Source organism: Salegentibacter chungangensis (assembly GCF_042678405.1).
GTDB classification, from domain to species: domain Bacteria; phylum Bacteroidota; class Bacteroidia; order Flavobacteriales; family Flavobacteriaceae; genus Salegentibacter_A; species Salegentibacter_A chungangensis.
On record NZ_JBHTLI010000003.1, the window covers coordinates 262,694 to 284,341 of the forward strand.

The following is a 21,648-nucleotide window of genomic DNA, read 5'->3' on the forward strand; positions in this document are numbered from 1 at the left end:
TCGTGAAGGATTATATCCAGGTTTTCACCTCGTCAAGATCCAGCCCTCCGTAATTCCCGCTGCTCATTAGCAGTAAGGCTGAATTTGAAAGATCTGTCGCCTCCAGGCTTTGTTTGAGCTCCGCGGGGTCTGTAAAGACCCGAAGCCCTTCCTTTTGAAATGCATCAGAGATCACCTCTGCAGATACTTTTTCCAGTTTTTTCTGACTTACTGCCTCTGGTGAATAAAACACCAAAGCTTCATCTGCAAAATCCAGAGCATTCTCATACTGCTTCAAAAACTGAGCATTCAAACTACTGTAGGTGTGAAGCTCAAGACAGGCGATCACTTTTCTATCTGGAAATTGTTCCTTCACCGCAGCTGTAGTTGCTTTTACCTTAGATGGACTGTGGGCAAAATCCTTAAAGATCACAGCCGAACTGGTTTCTGCAATTTTTTCAAGTCTCTTGGCAGCACCTTTAAAGGTCGCAATAGCTTCATAAAAATCATCTTCATCGATTCCCATGTGCTGGCAAATCCACTTTGCTCCGGCAAGATTATTCAAATTGTGCTTTCCAAAGATCTCAAGCGGCAACTCCCCTTCAGGAGTATCCAGAATGCACATTTCATCCTGAACGTGATATTCCGGAGTATGGTAAGCATGTTTCCTGATGGGATTCGAGGTTTCTTCAGCAATCCTTTTCACTTCGGGATCTTCCTCATTATAAACCAATATCCCGCCGTTTACTATGGAGCTTACAAATTTTTCAAATTGCTGAACATAGTTATCATAACTCGGAAAAACATTAATATGATCCCAAGCAATTCCGCTCAGGAACGCAATATTCGGTTCATAAAGGTGAAATTTAGGTCTTCTGTCTATGGCGGAAGACAAATACTCGTCCCCTTCGATCACGATAAAGTCATTTTCTTCTGTAAGATGCACCATATTATCAAATCCTTCCAGAGGAGCACCAACCATAAAGTCTACTTCTTTTTCGTGATACTGCATTACGTGAAGGATCATTGATGTTATTGTAGTCTTTCCGTGGGATCCGGCAATAACTACTCTTGTCTTTTGCTTAGCCTGCTCAAATAAAAATTCAGGATATGAATACACCTTAATGCCAAGTTCTTTTGCTCGTAGAAGTTCAGGATTATCTTCTCGTGCGTGCATCCCAAGGATCACAGCATCAAGGCCTGTCGTGATCTTCTCGGGAAACCATCCCATTTTTTCAGGGAGAAGCCCCTTATTTTCGAGAGCAGCTTTGGAAGTCCCGTAAATGGCATCATCGCTTCCTGTTATTTGATATGATTTATCATGAAGGGCAATAGCCAGAGCGTGCATAGCACTCCCCCCAATTGCAATAAAGTGAAGATTCATAAACTAATTTTTGGCAAATATACTTATTTGAAATCGAAGACAAGTCCTGCAAAAGACAAGTTAAAGTTTTAAGATTCGCTCTTTTTCCCGCTTTGCTTCTTCAAAATCCGGGTTATTCTGAAGCACTTGCTCAATAAGTGCCAAAGCCTCACCTTTCCGGTCTTGATCTGCCTTTATTCGCGCTATTCGGTATCTGGCCCAATCGGGAGATTTTAGGTCTTTATATCCATAGTTCTGGATATATTTCTCCAAAAAAGCGATTGACATTTCCGGATACAGATTATACTTACTCCCCAAAGTTCCAAGTTCATAATAAAGGTAATTTCTGCGAATAAGGCTTTTATCTTCTGATGCCAACAGAATAGCATTTTTCACCATATTCCGCGCAGCTTCCGCCTCGCCGTCTGTTTTATAGATATATGCCTTAGCAAGGTAATAATCTATGGGATTAATGTCTTTGAGCTGCCGCGCAAAATCTTCAGCCACTTCCCGGCTCCCCCCAACAATTCCTGGAATTTGCATATAGAATTCCACAAGAGCCCTGCGAACCTCGGGGTTGGTTTTATCCAATTCTGCGGCTTTATTTAAATGAAATTTGATATCACCAAGCATTAATGCGGCTTGTATCTTAGGCACCTGCATAGCCTTCATCCCCATTGCGCCTCCAAGTTTGAAGTTATACCTGGCCGATTCCGGATATTCTTCCACGAGATTATCGTAATAACCAATAGCCAGATCCCATTTCTTCTCAAAACTGGCTATATCACCAAGCCTCTCAAGAGCCTCAGGTTTGTCGTTTATCTCCTCAAAAAGCAACCGAGCCCGAGTTATTTCCCCATGTTCAAGCAGTTCTTCTGCTCGTTCAAAACCACCTTGAGCGGCACAATGCAGGCAAAAAATCGAGGAAATGATCCAAAAAACCGTGGAAATCTTACACATATATTAAAATTTTATTAAATTTAAGCAGCCGAAAATTAAATACTTACACCCATTTTGCCTTTAAAATTTTAAATGCATGCCAAAAATGCTAATAAATGTTAAAGTAGTAGACTTTAACACCCTTAGTATTAAAAATTATTTTAATATTTGTGCCACTAAATCAGTTTAAACCTAATACTAATAATTGAATTTAACACCTAGCCTATGCAAAATTTTACTTTAGGTAAGAATGGAACGAATTGGTTCCTTTTTGCCTTTGTTTTTTTAATCGGAAACTTGTCCTCTTTTGGGCAAGAAGTATGCCCAACAGAAAGCGGGACATCTTCTTCTCAGACTTTCTGTTATTTAGAAACAGTTGGAGACATCCAAAGGGATGGTTCCAATACCGCTGTTTATCAGACAGACGACAATCAGAATGACACACAGCCTATTCCTGCAGATGAGCTACTTACTGATGGGACAACCTATTATGTGGGTGGTGAATCGGGAACCTGTGACAGGGTAGCCGTAACTGCAACAGTTAATGCTGAAGCAACACCTACCAACACTATTTTCCCTAATAGCAACAGCTTTTCAATAAGCCCTTGTTCAGCGACTAATTTTTCAGCATCTGACCTGGCCAGCTATTTTGAGCCTATTAGCGGATATAGCATAGAGGTTTATGATACAGAGTTTGGGACCACTCCTTACACTGGCGAACTAGTACCTGGAGATAGCTATTATGTTGGACAGGTAGGATCAGGATGTCCTTCTACAAGGGCAGCAGTAGGTTACGATCCTAACGATCCTGATGCTCCAACGGCTACATCTCCACAAACTTTTTGTGAAGGAGCAACAGTAGCAGACCTTCAGGCTCAGGGAACTTACCCTAACACTCAGGATATCAGATGGTACAGATCTGAAACTGCAAATTCACCACTTTCAGACGACACTCAATTGATTGATGGGCAGACTTATTACGCATCACAAGTTGTGAATGATCGTAATAGTGTTTTTCCTCCTTGTGAAAGTGAAGAAAGAACTGCTGTATTAGTAAATGTAGAACAAGGTCCAGATGCTGGTGCTGATAACACCGGGACGGTATGTGAGTCCGATGTTCAGGATACATTTCCTAGTAATGATGCAGTTGAAGATTATTATTTAAGCCTTTTAGATTCTGGAGTACCAGCTGATGGCACCTTTAACCCGACAATTGACCAAATCGTTTCCCAATATCAAAATGATACAGACGGTCTTGGGGACTTCACAACAACTTATACAATTGGCTCAGGAGACTGCCAGGACTCAGCAGAATTAACCATTAGTATTGTCCCTCTTGTAGCGGCCGATGCGGGAAGTGATGTAGATTTGAGCTTTTGCTCTGCTGAAGGCGAACAAAATTTATATGATTACTTAAGTGACGATGCAAATCCTGACGGATATTTTCAGGGATATGAAGATGGACTCTTCAATCCGTCTGAAGAAGGAGCAGGAACCTATAATATTTCTTATGTTGTTGATGATTCCACTGCTTGTGTAACCGGAAGCGACAATGCCACATATACAGTTGAAGTTAATAACGGAACAGGAACAGATTTAGCTCTTACATTCTGTTCTACTGAGTTTGATGGAATGTCTCAAATGGAGGCTTTTAATTATATAGTTTCTTCTATTCAAGACTTCAACTCTGAAGATTATAATTTAGATGGATTCGACCCAAGTCTTGAATCCCTTTTCGCAACTTTCGATCCAAACAACCCAGCTGGAGTATATGAAACAACTTATTCAGCAGGCACAGGGAATTGTGAAGATGTAACTAATTTTTCTCTAACAATAAACGATCCTGAGCCTGCAAATGCAGGAGATGATCAAAACCTGACTTTTTGTACAGGTAACGGTGAGGAGAATCTTTACAATTACTTGAGCGAAGGAGCCAATACTAATGGTGTTTTTGAAGGTTACGAAAATGGAGCCTTCGACCCTATGACGGAAGGAGCCGGAAACTATGAAGTTACGTACACTGTCGACGGCACTGAAGCTTGCGTAACAGGTAGCGATTCTGCAACATTCTTCATAGAAGTAAACGAAGGAGCTGCTAACGCAGGTAGTGACAACACGGGGATTGTTTGTGAAAGTGACGTTCAAGCAACTTTCCCTAGCCTTGATGCAGTTGAAGACTATTATTTAAGTTTATTAGATTCCGGAGTGCCAGCCAACGGAACGTTCGACCCAACAATTGATCAAATCGTCTCTCAATACCAAAATGATGAAGACGGCCTGGGTGATTTCACAGTGACCTATACTGTTGCAGACGGAGACTGTACGGACTCAACTGAACTTACGATTAGAATAACTGAATCTGATCCAGCTAACGCAGGAGAAGATCAAAACTTAACTTTTTGCACTGGTAATGGAGAGGAGAATCTCTACAATTACTTGAGTGAAGATGCTAATCCAAACGGGGTATTTGAAGGATATGAAAACGGTATCTTTGACCCGATGGCAGAAGGAGCTGGATCTTACGAAGTAACTTATACCGTAGATGAAAGTGCAGAATGTGTAACCGGAAATGATTCGGCCACTTTCTTTATAGAAGTAAACGAAGGTGCTGCAAATGCAGGTAGCGATAACACAGGCATAGTTTGCGAAAGTGATGTTCAAGCCACCTTCCCAAGTATTGATGAAGTAAGAAAGTACTACTTAAGCTTACTTGATAAAGGGGTTTCAAGAGGTGGAACCTTTAACCCATCTGTAGCCCAGATGGTAGATGATTACCAAAATGATGAGGATGGCCTTGGTGATTTCACCCTAACTTATACAGTAACTGATGGTGATTGCCAGGATTCTGCTGAACTAACAGTAAGCATTATAGCAACTCAACCGGCAAATGCAGGGGTAATTGAGGATGTTGTTGTTTGCTCCAATGACGAAGACATCAACCTCTATAGCCTTTTAAGCGAGGATGCTAGCCAGGATGGAATCTTTACCGGATATGAAGATGGTATCTTCAGCCCTTCTGAAGAAGGTGCCGGATCTTACGACCTCACTTACGTAGTAAATGAAGATGTTTCCTGTGTAACCGGAGAAGATTCGGAAAGTTTCATAATAGAAGTAAACGAAGCTCCTAATGCAGGTTCTGATATCACTCAGGAATACTGCATTACAGAAGCTCAGGATTTAATCAACAGTCCTCAGGATGCTATTGATCTATACTATTCTCTTTTAGACGAAGGTGTACCTCAGGATGGAGCTTTTGAACCATCTTTAGAGACCTTGGCTACTCAGTTTGCCAGTAACCCTATTGGTACTTTTGAAACAGTATATACTGTTTCAAATGATGAATGCGAAGACTCAGCAACTATATCAGTTACCATAAAAGATACTGTAGAAGCTGATGCAGGTGATGATACTGAAGTTACTTTCTGCCTGGGCCAAAGCGAACAAAATCTTTATGACTATCTTCCTGAAAATGCCAATCCTGATGGATATTTTGAGGGATTAGACAATGGAATGTTCAATCCATCTGAAGCTGGTGAATTCACAGTTACATACACCGTAGATCCAACTACCGCCTGTGTAACCGGAAGTGATTCATCTATATTTACCATTCAGGTAAATGACTTATCAGGAGTTGCCGGAGAAGATCAATCTCAAACAGTATGTAGTGCAGATGTAGATATGTTATTCCCGGATGTACCATCGGTTAGAAACTTCTATCTTGATATGCTTGATGAAGATGTTGCTAGAGACGGTACATTCACTCCTTCAATTTCAGAAATAATTGAAGCCTACCAAAGCGACGGGGTTGGAGAATATAACACCACCTATACTGTAGGAACTGGTGAATGTACAGATTCAGCTGAATTAAATGTAACCATCCTGCAATCACCATTAGCAGGCGAAGATATGGATCTTGATGTTTGCACAAATCAGGGCACTGTAAACTTATTTGATTTCCTAAGTGTTGATGCAGATACTACGGGAGAATTCACTCTTGATGGAGATGTAATCACTGACGGAATGATGAACCCTGCAGATTTTGAGGTTGACACTTATACTGTAACTTATACAGTAGAGTCTGATAATGAGTGTGCAGATGACACATCAACTTTTACAATTAACGTAAATGAAGCACCAGCTTCTCCGGAAGCTGCAGACCAGTCTTTCTGTGCTGTTGATATGGCAACAGGAGCTGACCTAATGCCTTCTGGCGAGGATTATACCTGGTATGCAGATGCTGAAATGACCACTATGGTTGCAGCAGATGACGAGCTTATGACCGGAGAGTACTATGTAACTCAAACTAACGGAGGTTGTGAGTCTGATGCCACAATGGTAAACGTAACTATAGATGACATCGACGCTCCAAGCATAGATAATTCAGCTCTTGAGCTTTGTGAAGCAGATGAACCTACCATTGCTGATCTTAATGACGGTATTAATGAATCTGGTGATATCACCTGGTACGATGCGGAAGAAGATGGTGAGGAGCTTAGCCTGAACACTCAATTAGAAGATGGTGTTACTTACTACGCTTCTTTAACCAGTGCCAACACAGGATGTGAAAGTTCTGTAAGACTGGCCGTGACGGTAGAGCTACAACAATGTCCTCTTGTATTCCCTGAGGTTATAACACCAAACGGGGATGGTCTGAACGATGTGTACTCAATCGATAATATCGAAAACGAATATCCAAACTATAACCTTGAAGTCTATAACAGATGGGGTAACTTGGTATACAAAGGGAACGCTTCCACTCCTAAGTGGGACGGAACTTCAAACCAGGGAGGTTCTCTTGGAGATGATGTTCTTCCTGTTGGAGTATACTTCTGGGTTGTTGAATTCAACGACGGAAGCACTCCTGCTAAACAAGGTAAAGTATACTTAAGTAGATAATAAAGGATAAACACTAAACAGAAATGAAAAAAACAATCACAAAATATTTAATATTTACAGGCATTATCCTTTTCTCTATTAAAGGTATGTCTCAGCAAGATCCGGTGTTTACGCAATACATGTACAACATGAGCGTGGTTAACCCCGGTTATGCAACAGATGATCCTGGAATACTCAACCTTGGTGGTATTTACAGAAGTCAGTGGGTAGGAATGGAAGGTGCGCCAAGCACCGCCAATTTCTTCGCCCACACTCCTGTGAGCGAAAGAGTAGAGCTAGGTATCAGTATTGTTCACGATGAGATAGGTGATATCATAAAGGAAAATAACATTACCGCAGATTTTGCATACGTGCTTCCTGCAGGTGAGACCTCAAAAATTTCCTTTGGTGTTAAAGGGGGACTTTCTACTTATGATGCCGACCCTTCAGGACTTATAATTCCTGATGGCAACGATCCGGCTGCAGAAAGTGTAAGTGAAGTGTTTCCTGTATTCGGGGTAGGTGCCTTCTGGTTTAGCGACAATTACTATTTAGGGTTGTCTGCTCCAAACCTGTTCACCTCTAAGCACATTGAGAATTCACAAGGATTAAGAGGAATTGGAGAAGAAAACATCCATTACTTCTTAACCGGTGGATATGTGTTCGACCTTAATGAAAACCTTAAGCTTAAACCGGCCTTTATGGCCAGGGGAGTTCAGGGTGCACCTCTTTCCGTAGATGTTACTGCAAACGTATTATTGTACGATCGTCTTGAAGCAGGTATCGGTTACAGATTCGATGAATCAGTAACAGGGCTTGTAAACTTCAAGATCACTCCGCAATTGCGTGTCGGGTATGCTTACGATTACACTACAAGCAACCTGAGCAATTACAATGATGGAACACACGAGATCATGCTTTTATTCGACCTCGATCTACTCGGGCTTAATAAAGGATATGATAAATCACCAAGATTCTTCTAAAAACAGCATAACATGAGAAATATATATAGTACACTTTTAATACTCTTAGTAAGCGCTACCGCGTTCGCACAGAGCTCTGAAATAAAGAAGGCCGATAAGTTCTTCGCCCAAAGAGCCTACATCGACGCAGCTGATGCTTATGAAAATGTAGTGGATAAAAACCAGGAAGTTCTTCAGAATCTTGGAGATTCCTACTTTTTCACTAACCAAATGGAAAATGCAGCCGAAATTTACCGGTTGCTTTTCCTTCGCCACGAAGGGAATATAGAGCCTGTATACCAGTTTAGATTCGCCAATGCTCTTAGAGCTACAGGCGAAAATGAAGATGCTGATAAATATATGAGCGCTTATACCGGGGATGATGTAAACTATGAGGAATTCACCAAGAAAATGGACACTGTAGTTCCTCACGTATACACCACTAACCAGGTGATGAACAACAGCGCTTCTGCAGATTTCGGGATTGCTTTCTACGGAGATAAGATCGCTTTTGCTTCTACAAGAAACCAGGAGCGTCCTATCTACCCTTGGAACAACAAGCCAACCCTTGATCTTTACAGCGCAAACATGTCTGATGACGGAGAGCTAAGCGATGTAGTGCTTTTCTCTGAAAACATCAACACCGATTCTCACGAAAGTTCAGCTACTTTCAGCGAAGACGGAAACGTGATGTATTTTGACCGTACCAATGAAGACAGAGTTAAGAATGAAGAAGGAATGAAGGTTGCTCACATTAGCATCTACCGTGCAGAAATGGTAGACGGCGAATGGACCAACATCGAAAAACTTCCCTTCTCCAGCGAGGAATATTCTGTTGAACATCCAAGCCTTAGTGCCGATGGTTCTAAACTTTACTTTGCCAGTGATATGCCTGGTTCAATGGGATCTTTCGACATCTACGTTGTAGACGTAAATGAAGACGGAACTTACGGAGAACCCGAGAATCTTGGAAGCGGAATCAATACAGCTCACCGTGAGCAGTTCCCTTTCATCAGTAAAGACGGAATCCTTTATTTCGCTTCAGACGGACATATGGGTTATGGAAACCTTGATGTTTACAGCAGCGAAGGAGACTTCAGCGAAGCTCAGAACTTAGGTGCTTCAGTAAACAGCGCTCACGATGATTTCGCATTCGCTGTGAAAGCTGACGAGGACAAAGGTTACCTTGCTTCAAACAGAAGAGGAACTGATAACCTTTATTCTTTCACAAGAGAAGACTATGAGCCACCGGTTGTAGAATTTGATGATAGAGAAACCAATACAGAAACCGGTAGACAACAACTTAGAGATGTTGGTAAGATCTACTTCGATTTCGATAAGGCTACGATCAAACCAGAATCCGAGCCAACTCTTAACAAAGTGGTTGACATCATGAAGAAATATCCTGAACTGAACATCGAGATCGGATCTCACGCCGATGCCCGTGGTACTGACAAGTACAATATGGATCTTTCTGAAAGACGTGCCGCTTCAACCCTTGAGTATCTTGTAGAGCACGGTGTAGAACGTGAAAGACTAACCTCTAAAGGTTATGGTGAAAGTATGCCACTTAACGACTGTACCAAGCCTAGAATGTGCTCTGAAGAGCAGTATGCTAAGAACAGACGTAGTGAGTTCACCATTATGGATGATGAGCCTGCTACCGAAGAGATGGAAGGTGAAGAGATGGAGAACAATGAAGAAAACTAATTTCAATTAGTATATTCACTAACTAACCAATCAAAAAGAAAAAGCCCCTTTAAAAAGGGGCTTTTTTAATTTATATCATCAGGCTTTTCGCTCAGATCGATCACTTCTTTGGCGGATAGCCTTCCAGAGCCTTTTTAACGATCTTATCAAAAACAGCACTTCTTTCTTCAGGAGAAGCATTCTTATCGAACCTGCTCTCCACCACTGCCTGCCAGATAAGCGAATCATCTTCCACATCAATAAAATCGAAGGTAAGCCGTAAATAGGTATCGGGGCCGCCCAAAGGGAATCCTCCGGAAACCCCTACTCCAACATTACGACCACTACCACCAATTCCAACACCCACGCGATTACCGCTATTCTGAATAAATTCTTCGGAATAAACATTCACATAGATGCCGGCATCATCACCTCTTGAAAAGCCTTTACTTTTAAGGGCAGAGTCAAGGCTTTCGATAAGCCTTCCTTCATCCAGCTGACTTAAGCCGGATCTAAAGTCCGGGAATAATGAATAGGTAGAATACTGACTGAAATTGACCTTCCGGTCATAATCGTATACGGCGCTCGGCGCATTACAGGACGCAAGCACCAGACAAATAAGTAAAGTTTTGAAGATCTTCATAGGATGAGTTTTTACGTAATTCACAAACCAAAAGCCGATGGCTTTCTACTAAATTACGCAAAAACTATCCCAGAATATAATTGAAATTATTCAGGCTTCTTATTGAGCATTTCCCAAAGCCTGTCCTTAAGTTCTGTTAGCCCTTGATGAGCGACTGAAGAAATAAAAATATATGGAGCTCCAAGGTTCTTATCAAGCTCCTGCTTCAATTCGGCCTTAAGTTCATCGTCCAGCATATCGCTCTTCGAAATCGCTATAAGGCGATCCTTATCCAGCATTTCCGGATTATAACGCCTTAATTCGTCAAGAAGAATTTCGTATTGTTTGGTGATATCATCTGCATCTGCAGGAATAAGGAACAAAAGTGTGGAATTTCTCTCAATATGCCTTAAGAAACGATGTCCTATTCCCTTCCCTTCAGCTGCTCCTTCAATAATCCCGGGAATATCGGCAACCACAAAGGTTTTAAAGTCACGATACTTTACGATCCCAAGATTTGGCTTAAGGGTAGTGAACTCATAATCGGCGATCTTGGGCTTAGCCGCAGTGATCACAGAAAGCAGGGTCGATTTTCCCGCATTTGGAAAACCTACAAGCCCAACATCGGCAAGGATCTTCAATTCGAGGGTGATATCCACCTCTTTCCCATCGATTCCGGGCTGTGAATAACGAGGAGTCTGATTTGTAGAACTTTTGAAATGCCAGTTTCCACGGCCTCCCATTCCACCTTCAGCCACCACGTACTCTTCGCCGTCTTCCGTGATCTCAAAAATTGGTTTTTGGGTATCGGTATCCCTGATTACGGTACCCAATGGCACTTCTATATACTCATCTGAACCATCGGCACCGGTGCTGCGTTGTTTCCCGCCATTACCACCGTGCTCGGCTCTTACGTGCCTTTTAAACTTCAAATGAAATAAGGTCCAAAGGTTTTTGTTTCCTTTAATGATCACGTGACCACCACGACCACCGTCTCCGCCATCAGGCCCACCTTTGGTGATATATTTCTCGCGATGCAAATGCGATGATCCGCTACCTCCGTTCCCGGAAGAAACGTGAATCTTTACGTAGTCAACAAAATTCCCTTCAGTCATATTCTTCTTTTAGTAAAATTGATCTTCTGCAGTCTTCCGCAGAAAATTTCCGATCGGTAATTACAGCTTATCGATCACATCACTCAATCGCTGAGTGATCTCTTCTATGGAACCTACTCCGTTTACACCGTAGTATTTCCCCTGCTTTTTATAGTATTCCTTAAGGATAGCCGTTTCTTCATAATAAACACTGATCCTGTTGCGTACAACTTTCTCATCGGCATCATCGGGCCTTCCAGAGGTCTTTCCTCTTTCAAGCAAACGCTCCACAAGGATCTCATCGTCAACCTCAAGAGCTATCATTGCGCTAACTTCGGTACCTTTTTGCTCCAGGAGCGCAGCTAAAGCCTCGGCCTGGGCCTCCGTTCTGGGAAATCCGTCAAAGATAAATCCTTCAGCGCCTTCATTTTTATCAACTTCGGCGTTAAGCATCTTAATCGTAACTTCATCGGGTACCAATTGCCCTTTATCCATAAAAGCTTTTGCACTTATCCCAAGTTCCGTTTCATTTTTGATATTGAAACGAAATACATCTCCTGTAGAAATATGAATTAGGTTGTACTTGTCTTTTAAGATTGTTGCCTGTGTTCCTTTGCCGGCTCCGGGAGGGCCAAACAGCACCAAATTTGTCATGTTATTGTTCTTTGCGTTTATATACTTCAGTAAGATTTCGGCCCAGACCATCGTAGTCAAGTCCGTACCCCACTATAAATTTATTGGGAATTTCCATTCCCTTGTAATCTATTTTGATCGATTTCTTATAAGCTTCAGGTTTAAAGAATAAAGTAAGTACCTTATAATCGGCCACCCCTTCTTTTTTCAGGATCTCATTGATCTCTTCGAGGGTATTCCCTGTATCTACAATATCCTCAATAAGCACCACCCTTCTGCCTTTCAAAGATTGATTCAGCCCTAAAAGGGTTTTTACATCTCCTGTAGACCGGGTTCCTTCATAAGAACCGAGCTTCACAAAACTTACTTCACAATCTCCTTTAAACCTCTTGATGATTTCTGAAGCGAACATAAATGCTCCGTTAAGAACCCCAAGGAATACCGGGGTATCACCCTCGTAATCCCGGTTCAACTGCTCGGCAAGCTTGTCTATGGCTTCATTGATTTCTTTCTCTGAAAGGTAAGGTTCAAATTGTAAATCGTGTAACTGAATCAAAACTATAATTTTTTAGAAACGCAAAGATAAGGATTCTTAATTACTGGCAGTGCCAGATTTGTCTAAGAATAATAGCGCATTACGCCTTAAAAATTTATTTTTGCGTAAACCGAAATTTTATGGTCAATTATTTTTCTTCAGATTTTAAATTAGGGATCCTCGGCGGCGGTCAGCTGGGAAAGATGATGCTTTACGAGACCCGGAAATATGATATTCAGACTAATGTTGTAGATCCTAACGCCGAAGCGCCCTGCAGGATCGCCTGCGATCATTTTGAACAGGGCGATCTTATGGATTTCGAGACAGTCCTTAACTTCGGAAGAAAAGTGGACGTGCTCACCTTTGAGATAGAAGGCGTAAATGTGGAAGCCCTGGCTCAGCTCGAAAAAGAAGGAATTAAAACCTATCCTTCGGCTGATACACTTAAAAAGATCCAGAATAAGGGAATTCAAAAGCAATTCTACATAGATAATAACATTCCTACTGCTGCTTTCGAAAGATTTGATAACCTGGAGGCGCTTACCGAAGCTGTAAAAACGGAAAAGGTTGGCCTTCCATTTGTATGGAAAAGCACCACGGGAGGATATGATGGCAAAGGAGTATCGGTCATTAAAAAGGCAGAAGACCTTGACGGACTTGATGATTCGGAATGTATTGCCGAGACGATGATCCCCTTCAAAAATGAACTTGCGGTTATCGTGGCACGAAGCGCTTCGGGAGAAGTACGCACCTACCCGGTAGTTGAAATGGAATTTCACCCCACCGCTAACCAGGTGGAATATGTGCTTTGCCCTGCAAGGATCGATGATAAAGTTGCTCAGAAAGCAAGAGCAACTGCCAAAAAGGTTTCCGAAGCATTTGAACACGTAGGACTATTAGCCGTAGAAATGTTCCAGACACAGGAAGACGAGATCCTGGTAAATGAAGTGGCTCCAAGGCCTCACAACAGTGGTCATTACAGTATAGAAGCCAGTTACACCAACCAGTTCGAACAGCACATAAGAGCTATCCTTGATCTCCCGCTCGGAAATACCGACAGCAAAGTTGGCGGAATTATGGTAAATTTAGTGGGTGATGAAAACCATACCGGCGAGGTGGTATACCAGAACATCGAGGAAATTATGAAGATGGATGGGGTAACCCCTCATATTTATGGTAAGAAGATCACCCGCCCGTTCCGGAAAATGGGCCACGTGACCATAGTGAACAAAGACCTGGCTGAAGCCAGGAAAATAGCCGAAAAAGTAAAAAACAGTATAAAAGTAATTAGCAAAACATAAGGATTATGGCAAAAGTAGCAGTAGTTATGGGTAGCACCAGCGATATGCCCGTAATGGAGGATGCGATAGAGATCTTAAAGGGGTTTGATATTGAGGTAGAAGTGGATATTGTTTCTGCCCATCGCACTCCCGAAAAACTATTTGATTTCGGCAAAACAGCTCACGAAAAAGGGATTCAGGTGATCATAGCCGGGGCCGGCGGAGCCGCTCATCTTCCCGGGATGCTTGCTTCCCTCTCCCCTCTTCCTGTAATTGGAGTTCCTGTAAAATCCAGCAATTCCATAGACGGATGGGATTCTGTACTTTCCATACTTCAAATGCCGGGAGGCGTTCCGGTGGCAACTGTAGCTTTAAACGGAGCCAAAAACGCAGGGATCCTGGCAGCACAAATTATAGGGGCTACAGATAAATGCATTCAGGATAAAATTGTGGTTTATAAAGAGGGATTAAAACAGAAAGTGATAGAAGGCGCCAAGAGCCTTAATAAATAAACAAAAGCCACGCTGTTGCGTGGCTTTTTAGTAGATAACTTTCAGTCTGTGAATATAATTTATTAACCATTCTAAATATTAACCCAGAAAAACTTTAAAAGTCACTACATTCCTTTATGTTTTTGCTATAATAGTCGGATAACGAAGCCGAAATATACATATTTTTTTAAAAAAATTAGTTTTTGAGCTAAAAAACTTCTCAAAAACGTTAATTAAGAATTGTTTAAGAAATGAAATCGAATAACCCACTATTAGAAGAGTTTGAATATGCGCCATTTTCCAAGATAAAGGATGAGCATTTTAAGCCCGCCATAACTGCATCTATAGAGCAGGCAAGAAAAGAAATTGAAGAGATCGCAAACTCAGCCGAAGCTCCCGATTTTAAAAATACGGTCGAGGCTCTTGAGTTCTCGGGAAAACAGCTGGACAGGGTGACCAGTATCTTTTTCAACCTGAATTCTGCCGAAACCAACCAGGAAATACAAAAGATCGCGCAGGAGGTCTCCCCTTTATTATCAGAATTCAGAAATGATGTGATCCTTAACAAGGATCTTTTCAAAAGAATAAAAAGCATCTACGAAAAGAAAGATGAACTGGACCTCAACACAGAGCAGGCAACACTTCTGGATAGAAAATACAAGGCCTTTTCAAGAAACGGCGCTAATTTACCTGATGAGAAACAGCAGGAATTAAGGGACATCGACAAAGAACTCTCTTCCCTTAGCCTTAAATTCGGGGAAAATGTCCTGGCTGAAACCAATAAGTTTGAACTTCACCTAACTAATGAAGAAGACCTTAAAGGTCTGCCCGAAAGCTTTAAAGAAGAAGCGCACGGGTTTGCCAGAAGCCGAAATAAGGAAGGCTGGATCTTCACCCTAGAATATCCGAGCTTTTTGCCTTTTATGAAGTATGCAGAGAACAGGGAATTACGCAAAAAAATGTTGCTGGCTTTCGGGTCTAAGGCTTTTCACAATGATGAACTGGACAACCAGGAAAATGTACTGAAGATCGTGAAACTTCGCCACAAGCGCGCAAATCTTTTAGGCTTTGAAACTCACGCTCATTTTGTCCTGGAAGAACGAATGGCTGAAACACCGGAAAAGGTCATCAAGTTTTTAGAAGATATGCTGGAAAAGGCAAAACCGGCAGCCGAAAAAGAATTCAAAGAGCTTGAAGGTTTCGCGAAAGAAACCGGTGGCATAGACCGGCTTCAGAAATGGGATTCGGCTTTCTATGGAGAGAAATTGAAGCAAAAGCTGTTCAATCTTGATGATGAAAAGCTGAAACCCTACTTCAAGCTTGAAAATGTTATTGACGGCGTTTTCACGGTAGCCGGAAAATTATACGGCCTTCAGTTCAACGAGGTAAACAATATCGACAAGTATCATCCGGATGTCAAAACCTTTAAGGTAAGTGACGAAAACAACAACGAGGTCGCGACCTTTTATGCCGATTTTCATCCGAGACCGGGGAAACGGGATGGCGCCTGGATGACGGGTTACAAACCGCAATACGTAGAGAACGGTAAAAATGAGCGTCCGCATATTTCCATAGTATGCAACTTCACTAAACCTTCAGAAAAAGAACCCTCTTTACTTACCTTCAATGAGGTGACCACGCTGTTCCACGAATTTGGCCACGCCCTGCACGGGATGCTTGCAGACACTACTTACCCAAGCCTCTCCGGAGCTAACGTTTACTGGGACTTTGTTGAGCTTCCAAGCCAGGTGCTTGAAAACTGGTGTTATGAAAAGGAAGCCTTACAGCTTTTTGCCAAACATTACAAAACAGGAGAAGTGATCCCGATGGAACTGGTTGAAAAGATCAAGGAATCGGCCAATTTCCACGAAGGAATGGCCACTCTTAGACAGCTTAGCTTCGGGCTGCTGGACCTTAGCTGGCACGCTATAGACCCAACCGGCATAAATGATGTAAAAGCTCACGAAGATAAAGCTTTCGAACCTACCAAACTTTACCCTGATGTACCAGAGAACTGTATGAGCACAGCATTTTCACATATTTTCCAGGGAGGTTATTCTTCAGGTTACTATTCATATAAATGGGCAGAAGTACTGGATGCCGATACCTTTGAATATTTTCAGGAAAACGGGATCTTCAGCAGGGAGATCGCCACTAAATTCAAGGATAACATTCTAACAAAAGGTGGCACCGAGCACCCAATGACCCTATATAAACGCTTCAGAGGAAAAGAACCTCACCCCGATGCTTTACTTAAAAGAGCCGGCCTTATCAAGAAATAGGTTCAGCCTTTATTTAGTTTTTATACATATCTGTATCCGGCAATGTGTATTTTTCCGGATACAGATATTCTTTTTCAGGGAAAATCCTTTCAAAACCACTATAAATCTTATCGTTTCTATAACTTTTTAAACTGAATTGTTTTCCTATTTTTGATAAAGACCTTTTCTCAAAAACATGTCGAAGCCAAAATTAGATCCAACCAAATGGGTTGATAAATACTCAGATTATTTATTCAACTACACGATTGTTCGCGTGAACGACCGTGAGGTTGCTAACGACCTAATTTCAGAAACTTTTTTGGCAGGTTTAAAATCTATGAATAACTTTAAGGGACAGGCCAGTGAACGCACCTGGCTGATCTCGATCCTTAAACGAAAGATCATAGACTATTACCGGAAGATTAATTCGCAGAAAGGAAAGGCAGAGGTTCGCGTAAACTATTCTGATGACTACAATAGCGGGGACTGGCTTGAGGAACAGGTTGCCGATAATTTTGACAGGACGGCCGAAGACGAAATGGAAAATACTGAACTGGGCCTGGCTATTTTAGAATGTCTCGACCAGATAAATGAAAAGCACGCAGCCATTTTCAAGATGAAGACAATTGAAGGGGCAGATACTGAAGCTGTGTGTAATGAATTTAATATCACCCCGTCTAACCTTTGGGTGATAATACACAGGGCCCGTACGGCTCTTGCTGAATGTTTAGAGAAAAACTGGTTTTAATTATGCTAAGAAATTTTTTTATAGACTGTTCTAAAGCTGCCAATTGTTGTGACAAGGCCCAGTATAACGAGGCAAGCAGAATAGAGAAATTAAAGATGCGTCTTCACAGGTTTTTTTGTGAAAGATGCCAGAATTATACCAAGAAAAACACCAAACTCACCAAACTCATCAGGAAAGCCAATCTTAAACCCTGCCCGGAAGAGGAAAAACAGCAGTGGCGAAAAAAGATAGAAAATGAGCTTTCTAAATCCAATAGTGTATAACTAACCAGATTCCCAGCCAGTAGATCGGCACCGCCTCTACCCATAATGAAGAATAATATTCGTGCTGATGGGTTCTCGCCTTTTTTATAAAGATACCTGAAATTAAAGCAGCAAGTACCATAGCCCATAAATTCACAACACTGAATTGAGATTTAAAAATCTCCAGAAAGCACATTCCAGCAAGCAGTATAAAGCCGAGTCTTTTAGTATTTTTCACACCCAGCTGTTGGGGAATTGTCCCTAGAGACACATCATCGAACCTTACATCCCGAATTTCAAACGGCAGCGTTAGGGCCACAATGAACAACAAACGCTGAAAAAAGATCAGAATTACATCTGCAGCAGCTACATTTTCAGTAATGAGTGGCATTACAGCAGTTGTCCCAGCCCAAACAAATGCAATGATAAAGATCTTTACTCCTTCCAGATTCCTGAGGTTAAGTCCGCCTTTCAATATTGGCAGGGTATAAAAGGCCGTAAGCAGCCCCATAGTGATGGCTACATAGATCACTTCAGCCTCCTGCAAAAAAGAAAAATAGACAAGTAGTAAAAAACAGATGAGTGAAAATACCTGAATAAAACGCAGGTTTCTGGTAAGGCTTATATGATGAAGTTTTGCCACCCCGGAATACTTCACGAAATTATATCCGGTGATCGTGGCCAGGAAAATAAACGCAAGCAGGTTTATATCTATTGCCAAACCGAATTCCAGCAAACTAATCAGGCTTAAGGAAACCACGGCCAGAGCCACATGTATGCTGCTGCTTATATACAGACCCAGAACTTTTTCCAGAAACTTCATAGCGCTAAATTATGCATAAAAAACGGGCCTGATAATTTCCTCTGAAATCTTAACAAGACTGAACCTCTAATTACTAAAAAATTACGTTTAAAATATGTAATTTCGCAGCACCAAAAACACAACTATAATTTGATGAGAACAGATTCTTTTGCACTACGCCACATTGGCCCTAAAGAGACTAATCTTAAGGCAATGTTAGACACTATTGGTGTAGATTCGTTGGAACAATTGATTTACGAAACCATTCCTGACGATATTCGTTTAAAATCTCCTTTAAATTTACCGGAAGCACTTAGCGAAAACCAGTATGCTGAACACATCGGGAAACTGGCTGCAAAAAACAAGGTTTTTAAGACCTATATCGGCTTAGGCTATCACCAGGCGATCCTGCCGGCGGTAATTCAAAGGAATATTCTTGAGAATCCGGGATGGTATACCGCCTACACCCCTTACCAGGCAGAAATCGCCCAGGGAAGACTTGAAGCCCTGCTGAATTTCCAGACTATGGTAAGCGACCTTACCGGAATGGAAATAGCCAATGCTTCTCTTTTAGATGAATCTACCGCGGCAGCCGAAGCTATGGCTTTATTGCACGCCGTTAGAGACCGCAAGCAAAAGAAAAATGACGTAAATAAATTCTTCGTTTCTGAAGAAGTTCTTCCGCAAACCATATCCCTGCTTCAAACCAGGGCCGATTTTATGGGAATAGAACTGGTGATCGGCAATCACGAAGAATTCGATTTCTCTGAAGGTTTTTACGGGGCATTATTGCAATACCCTGGTAAGTACGGGCAAGTCTACAACTATAAAGACTTTGTTGCCAAATCTAACGAAGCCGGAATAAAAGTAGCCGTTGCTGCCGATATCCTTAGCCTTGTTAAACTCCAGGCTCCGGGAGAACTTGGGGTAGATGTGGTTGTTGGAACCACGCAGCGTTTTGGTATCCCGCTAGGTTATGGAGGGCCGCACGCCGCATACTTCGCAACAAAAGAGGCTTATAAGAGAAACCTCCCGGGAAGAATTATAGGGGTAACCAAAGACCTTGACGGCAATCACGCTTTAAGGATGGCCCTTCAAACCAGGGAGCAACACATTAAACGAGACAAGGCAACTTCTAACATCTGTACCGCACAGGTGCTTCTTGCCGTAATGGCAGGGATGTATGCTGTTTACCACGGTCCAAAAGGCCTCCAGTATATTGCCGATACGGTACACAGTTCTGCGGTAAGCCTTGAAAAAGAATTAAAAGCCCTTGGCTTTGAGCAGCTGAATTCGGCTTACTTTGACACCATCCAGGTAAAAGCCAACGCCTTTTCAGTAAAAGAGATCGCCGAAGCTGCCGAGATCAACTTCTACTATCCCGATGCAGACACCGTGGCTATTTCTTTAAACGAAACCACTACTCCCGAGGATATAAATAATATCATTGCTGTTTTCGCTCAATTAAGCGGAAAGGAAGCAGGAAGAATAAAGGAATTAGCAAAAGAAGAGGCCATTCCGGCTGAAGTTGCAAGAAAAACAGATTTCCTTACCCACGAGGTATTCAACGCTTATCATTCGGAAACCGAACTGATGCGTTATATCAAGAAACTGGAACGCAGAGACCTTTCTTTGAATCATTCGATGATCTCGCTTGGTTCCTGTACGATGAAACTTAATGCTGCATCAGAGATGCTTCCGTTAAGCAATCCGCAATGGGGGAACATTCACCCTTTTGTGCCGGTAGAGCAGGCAGCGGGTTACCAGATCGTTCTTAAAGAACTTGAAAAGCAGCTTGCCGAGATCACAGGATTTTCAGCTACCTCGCTTCAACCCAATTCAGGAGCACAAGGTGAGTATGCCGGACTTTTAGCCATAAGAGCTTATCACGAATCCAGAGGAGAAAAGCATCGTAACATTTGCCTTATCCCGTCTTCAGCTCACGGTACCAACCCTGCTTCAGCGGTTATGGCCGGAATGAAGGTTGTGGTGACCAAAGCCTCCGAAAACGGGAACATAGATGTTGACGACCTTAGAGAAAAGGCCATTAAGCATAAAGACAATCTTGCTGCGCTGATGGTTACCTATCCTTCAACACACGGAGTCTTCGAATCAGCAATTAGAGAGATCACACAGATCATTCACGATAACGGTGGACAGGTTTATATGGATGGAGCCAATATGAACGCCCAGGTTGGACTGACCAACCCAGGGGTTATTGGAGCTGATGTTTGTCACCTGAACCTTCACAAAACTTTCGCTATCCCTCACGGGGGCGGAGGACCTGGTGTAGGGCCTATTTGTGTTGCGCAACAGCTTGTTCCATTCCTTCCGGGTAACCCGGTGATCAAAACCGGCGGGGAACAGGCCATTGGTGCTATTTCATCTGCGCCTTGGGGGTCTTCCCTTGTTTGCCTTATCTCTTACGGATATATAAAGATGCTTGGAAGTAAAGGGCTTCAGAAGTCTACAGAATATGCTATCCTTAACGCCAATTACATAAAGGAAAGACTGAATGAGCATTACAAAACCTTATATTCAGGAGAAAGAGGCCGTGCAGCTCACGAAATGATCCTTGACTGCCGTCCGTTTAAAGCCAAAGGAATTGAGGTTGTGGATATCGCCAAGAGGCTGATAGATTACGGCTTCCACTCGCCTACCGTTTCTTTCCCGGTTGCAGGAACTATGATGATAGAACCTACCGAAAGTGAGAGCAAGGCTGAACTGGACAGGTTCTGTGATGCACTTATCTCTATCCGTCAGGAAATTGAAGAGACCAGCTCGGCTGAAGATGAGAACAATATTCTCAAAAATGCACCGCATACCGCTCAAATGCTTACTTCCGATACTTGGGAATTCCCTTACACTAGGAAAAAAGCGGCATTCCCTCTGGATTACCTTGCAGACAATAAGTTCTGGCCAAGCGTAAGAAGAGTGGACGAAGCCTTTGGAGACAGGAACCTAATGTGTACCTGCCCTCCCATTGAAGAATATATGGAAGCTTAGGTTTCATTAATTTCACAAAAAAGAGGGGTGCTTTTTGTACCCCTCTTTTTGTTTAAACTCATACTACATCAGGCCTCCTTAAGTTAATTTCGGGAAATAAACAGCAAATTCTATTCATTTTTCCTTC

16 protein-coding genes are annotated in these 21,648 nt (G+C 42.2%); 9 read left to right on the forward strand and 7 right to left on the reverse strand.

The features are described 5' to 3' along the window. Positions 1-10 precede the first annotated feature (10 nt). Positions 11-1,363 (reverse strand): UDP-N-acetylmuramate--L-alanine ligase, encoded by a 1,353-nt coding sequence (locus ACFQ3Q_RS13800; RefSeq protein WP_380746822.1) that lies wholly within the window; start codon positions 1,361-1,363, stop codon positions 11-13. A gap of 60 nt (positions 1,364-1,423) precedes the next feature. Next, the gene (locus tag ACFQ3Q_RS13805; RefSeq protein WP_380746823.1) at positions 1,424-2,302 is read right to left on the reverse strand and encodes a tetratricopeptide repeat protein; all 879 of its coding nucleotides are present in this window, start codon (positions 2,300-2,302) and stop codon (positions 1,424-1,426) included. Between the two features lie 204 nt (positions 2,303-2,506). On the opposite strand from ACFQ3Q_RS13805, the gene ACFQ3Q_RS13810 reads away from it, so the two are divergent. The 3 genes from ACFQ3Q_RS13810 to ACFQ3Q_RS13820 are packed head-to-tail and all read left to right on the forward strand — an operon-like array spanning position 2,507 to position 9,828. Continuing rightward, entirely contained in the window at positions 2,507-7,177 is a 4,671-nt protein-coding gene (locus ACFQ3Q_RS13810; protein ID WP_380746825.1) for a gliding motility-associated C-terminal domain-containing protein, read from the forward strand. A gap of 23 nt (positions 7,178-7,200) precedes the next feature. After that, positions 7,201-8,139: a PorP/SprF family type IX secretion system membrane protein gene (locus ACFQ3Q_RS13815; protein ID WP_380746827.1), complete on the forward strand. Its 939-nt coding sequence runs from the start codon at positions 7,201-7,203 to the stop codon at positions 8,137-8,139. 12 nt (positions 8,140-8,151) lie between these two features. Further along, positions 8,152-9,828: an OmpA family protein gene (locus ACFQ3Q_RS13820; RefSeq protein WP_380746829.1), complete on the forward strand. Its 1,677-nt coding sequence runs from the start codon at positions 8,152-8,154 to the stop codon at positions 9,826-9,828. A 100-nt stretch (positions 9,829-9,928) separates the two neighbouring features. Here the strand turns inward: ACFQ3Q_RS13820 and ACFQ3Q_RS13825 are convergent, their stop codons facing one another. The 4 genes from ACFQ3Q_RS13825 to hpt form a co-directional block, all read right to left on the reverse strand. Continuing rightward, positions 9,929-10,450, reverse strand: coding sequence for a DUF4136 domain-containing protein (locus tag ACFQ3Q_RS13825; protein WP_380746831.1), 522 nt, complete (start codon positions 10,448-10,450; stop codon positions 9,929-9,931). Between the two features lie 86 nt (positions 10,451-10,536). Next, positions 10,537-11,544: a GTPase ObgE gene (obgE, locus tag ACFQ3Q_RS13830; RefSeq protein ID WP_380746833.1), complete on the reverse strand. Its 1,008-nt coding sequence runs from the start codon at positions 11,542-11,544 to the stop codon at positions 10,537-10,539. 60 nt (positions 11,545-11,604) lie between these two features. Then, positions 11,605-12,177 carry an adenylate kinase gene (locus tag ACFQ3Q_RS13835; RefSeq protein WP_380746835.1) on the reverse strand — a complete coding sequence of 191 codons (573 nt, stop codon included), beginning with the start codon at positions 12,175-12,177 and terminating at the stop codon, positions 11,605-11,607. Position 12,178: 1 nt separating this feature from the next. Next, complete coding sequence (gene hpt, locus ACFQ3Q_RS13840; protein ID WP_380746837.1) at positions 12,179-12,712, reverse strand: hypoxanthine phosphoribosyltransferase; 534 nt, start codon at positions 12,710-12,712, stop codon at positions 12,179-12,181. A 119-nt stretch (positions 12,713-12,831) separates the two neighbouring features. Here hpt and ACFQ3Q_RS13845 point away from each other — a divergent pair, with 119 nt between their 5' ends. From ACFQ3Q_RS13845 to ACFQ3Q_RS13865, 5 genes are all read left to right on the forward strand, one after another. Continuing rightward, positions 12,832-13,992 (forward strand): 5-(carboxyamino)imidazole ribonucleotide synthase, encoded by a 1,161-nt coding sequence (locus tag ACFQ3Q_RS13845; protein ID WP_380746839.1) that lies wholly within the window; start codon positions 12,832-12,834, stop codon positions 13,990-13,992. A 5-nt stretch (positions 13,993-13,997) separates the two neighbouring features. Then, entirely contained in the window at positions 13,998-14,483 is a 486-nt protein-coding gene (gene purE / locus ACFQ3Q_RS13850) for a 5-(carboxyamino)imidazole ribonucleotide mutase (RefSeq protein WP_380746841.1), read from the forward strand. A gap of 230 nt (positions 14,484-14,713) precedes the next feature. Beyond that, positions 14,714-16,744, forward strand: coding sequence for a M3 family metallopeptidase (locus ACFQ3Q_RS13855; protein ID WP_380746843.1), 2,031 nt, complete (start codon positions 14,714-14,716; stop codon positions 16,742-16,744). A 175-nt stretch (positions 16,745-16,919) separates the two neighbouring features. Next, positions 16,920-17,471: a sigma-70 family RNA polymerase sigma factor gene (locus ACFQ3Q_RS13860; RefSeq protein ID WP_380746845.1), complete on the forward strand. Its 552-nt coding sequence runs from the start codon at positions 16,920-16,922 to the stop codon at positions 17,469-17,471. Between the two features lie 2 nt (positions 17,472-17,473). Further along, positions 17,474-17,734 carry a hypothetical protein gene (locus ACFQ3Q_RS13865; RefSeq protein ID WP_380746847.1) on the forward strand — a complete coding sequence of 87 codons (261 nt, stop codon included), beginning with the start codon at positions 17,474-17,476 and terminating at the stop codon, positions 17,732-17,734. Here the strand turns inward: ACFQ3Q_RS13865 and ACFQ3Q_RS13870 are convergent. Then, positions 17,715-18,536 carry a hypothetical protein gene (locus tag ACFQ3Q_RS13870; RefSeq protein ID WP_380746849.1) on the reverse strand — a complete coding sequence of 274 codons (822 nt, stop codon included), beginning with the start codon at positions 18,534-18,536 and terminating at the stop codon, positions 17,715-17,717. The two genes, ACFQ3Q_RS13865 and ACFQ3Q_RS13870, sit on opposite strands and share 20 nt — an antisense overlap. 132 nt (positions 18,537-18,668) lie before the next feature. Here ACFQ3Q_RS13870 and gcvP point away from each other — a divergent pair, with 132 nt between their 5' ends. Further along, positions 18,669-21,521, forward strand: a complete 2,853-nt coding sequence (gene gcvP / locus ACFQ3Q_RS13875) for an aminomethyl-transferring glycine dehydrogenase (protein ID WP_380746851.1) — start codon at positions 18,669-18,671, stop codon at positions 21,519-21,521. Positions 21,522-21,648: the final 127 nt, after the last annotated feature.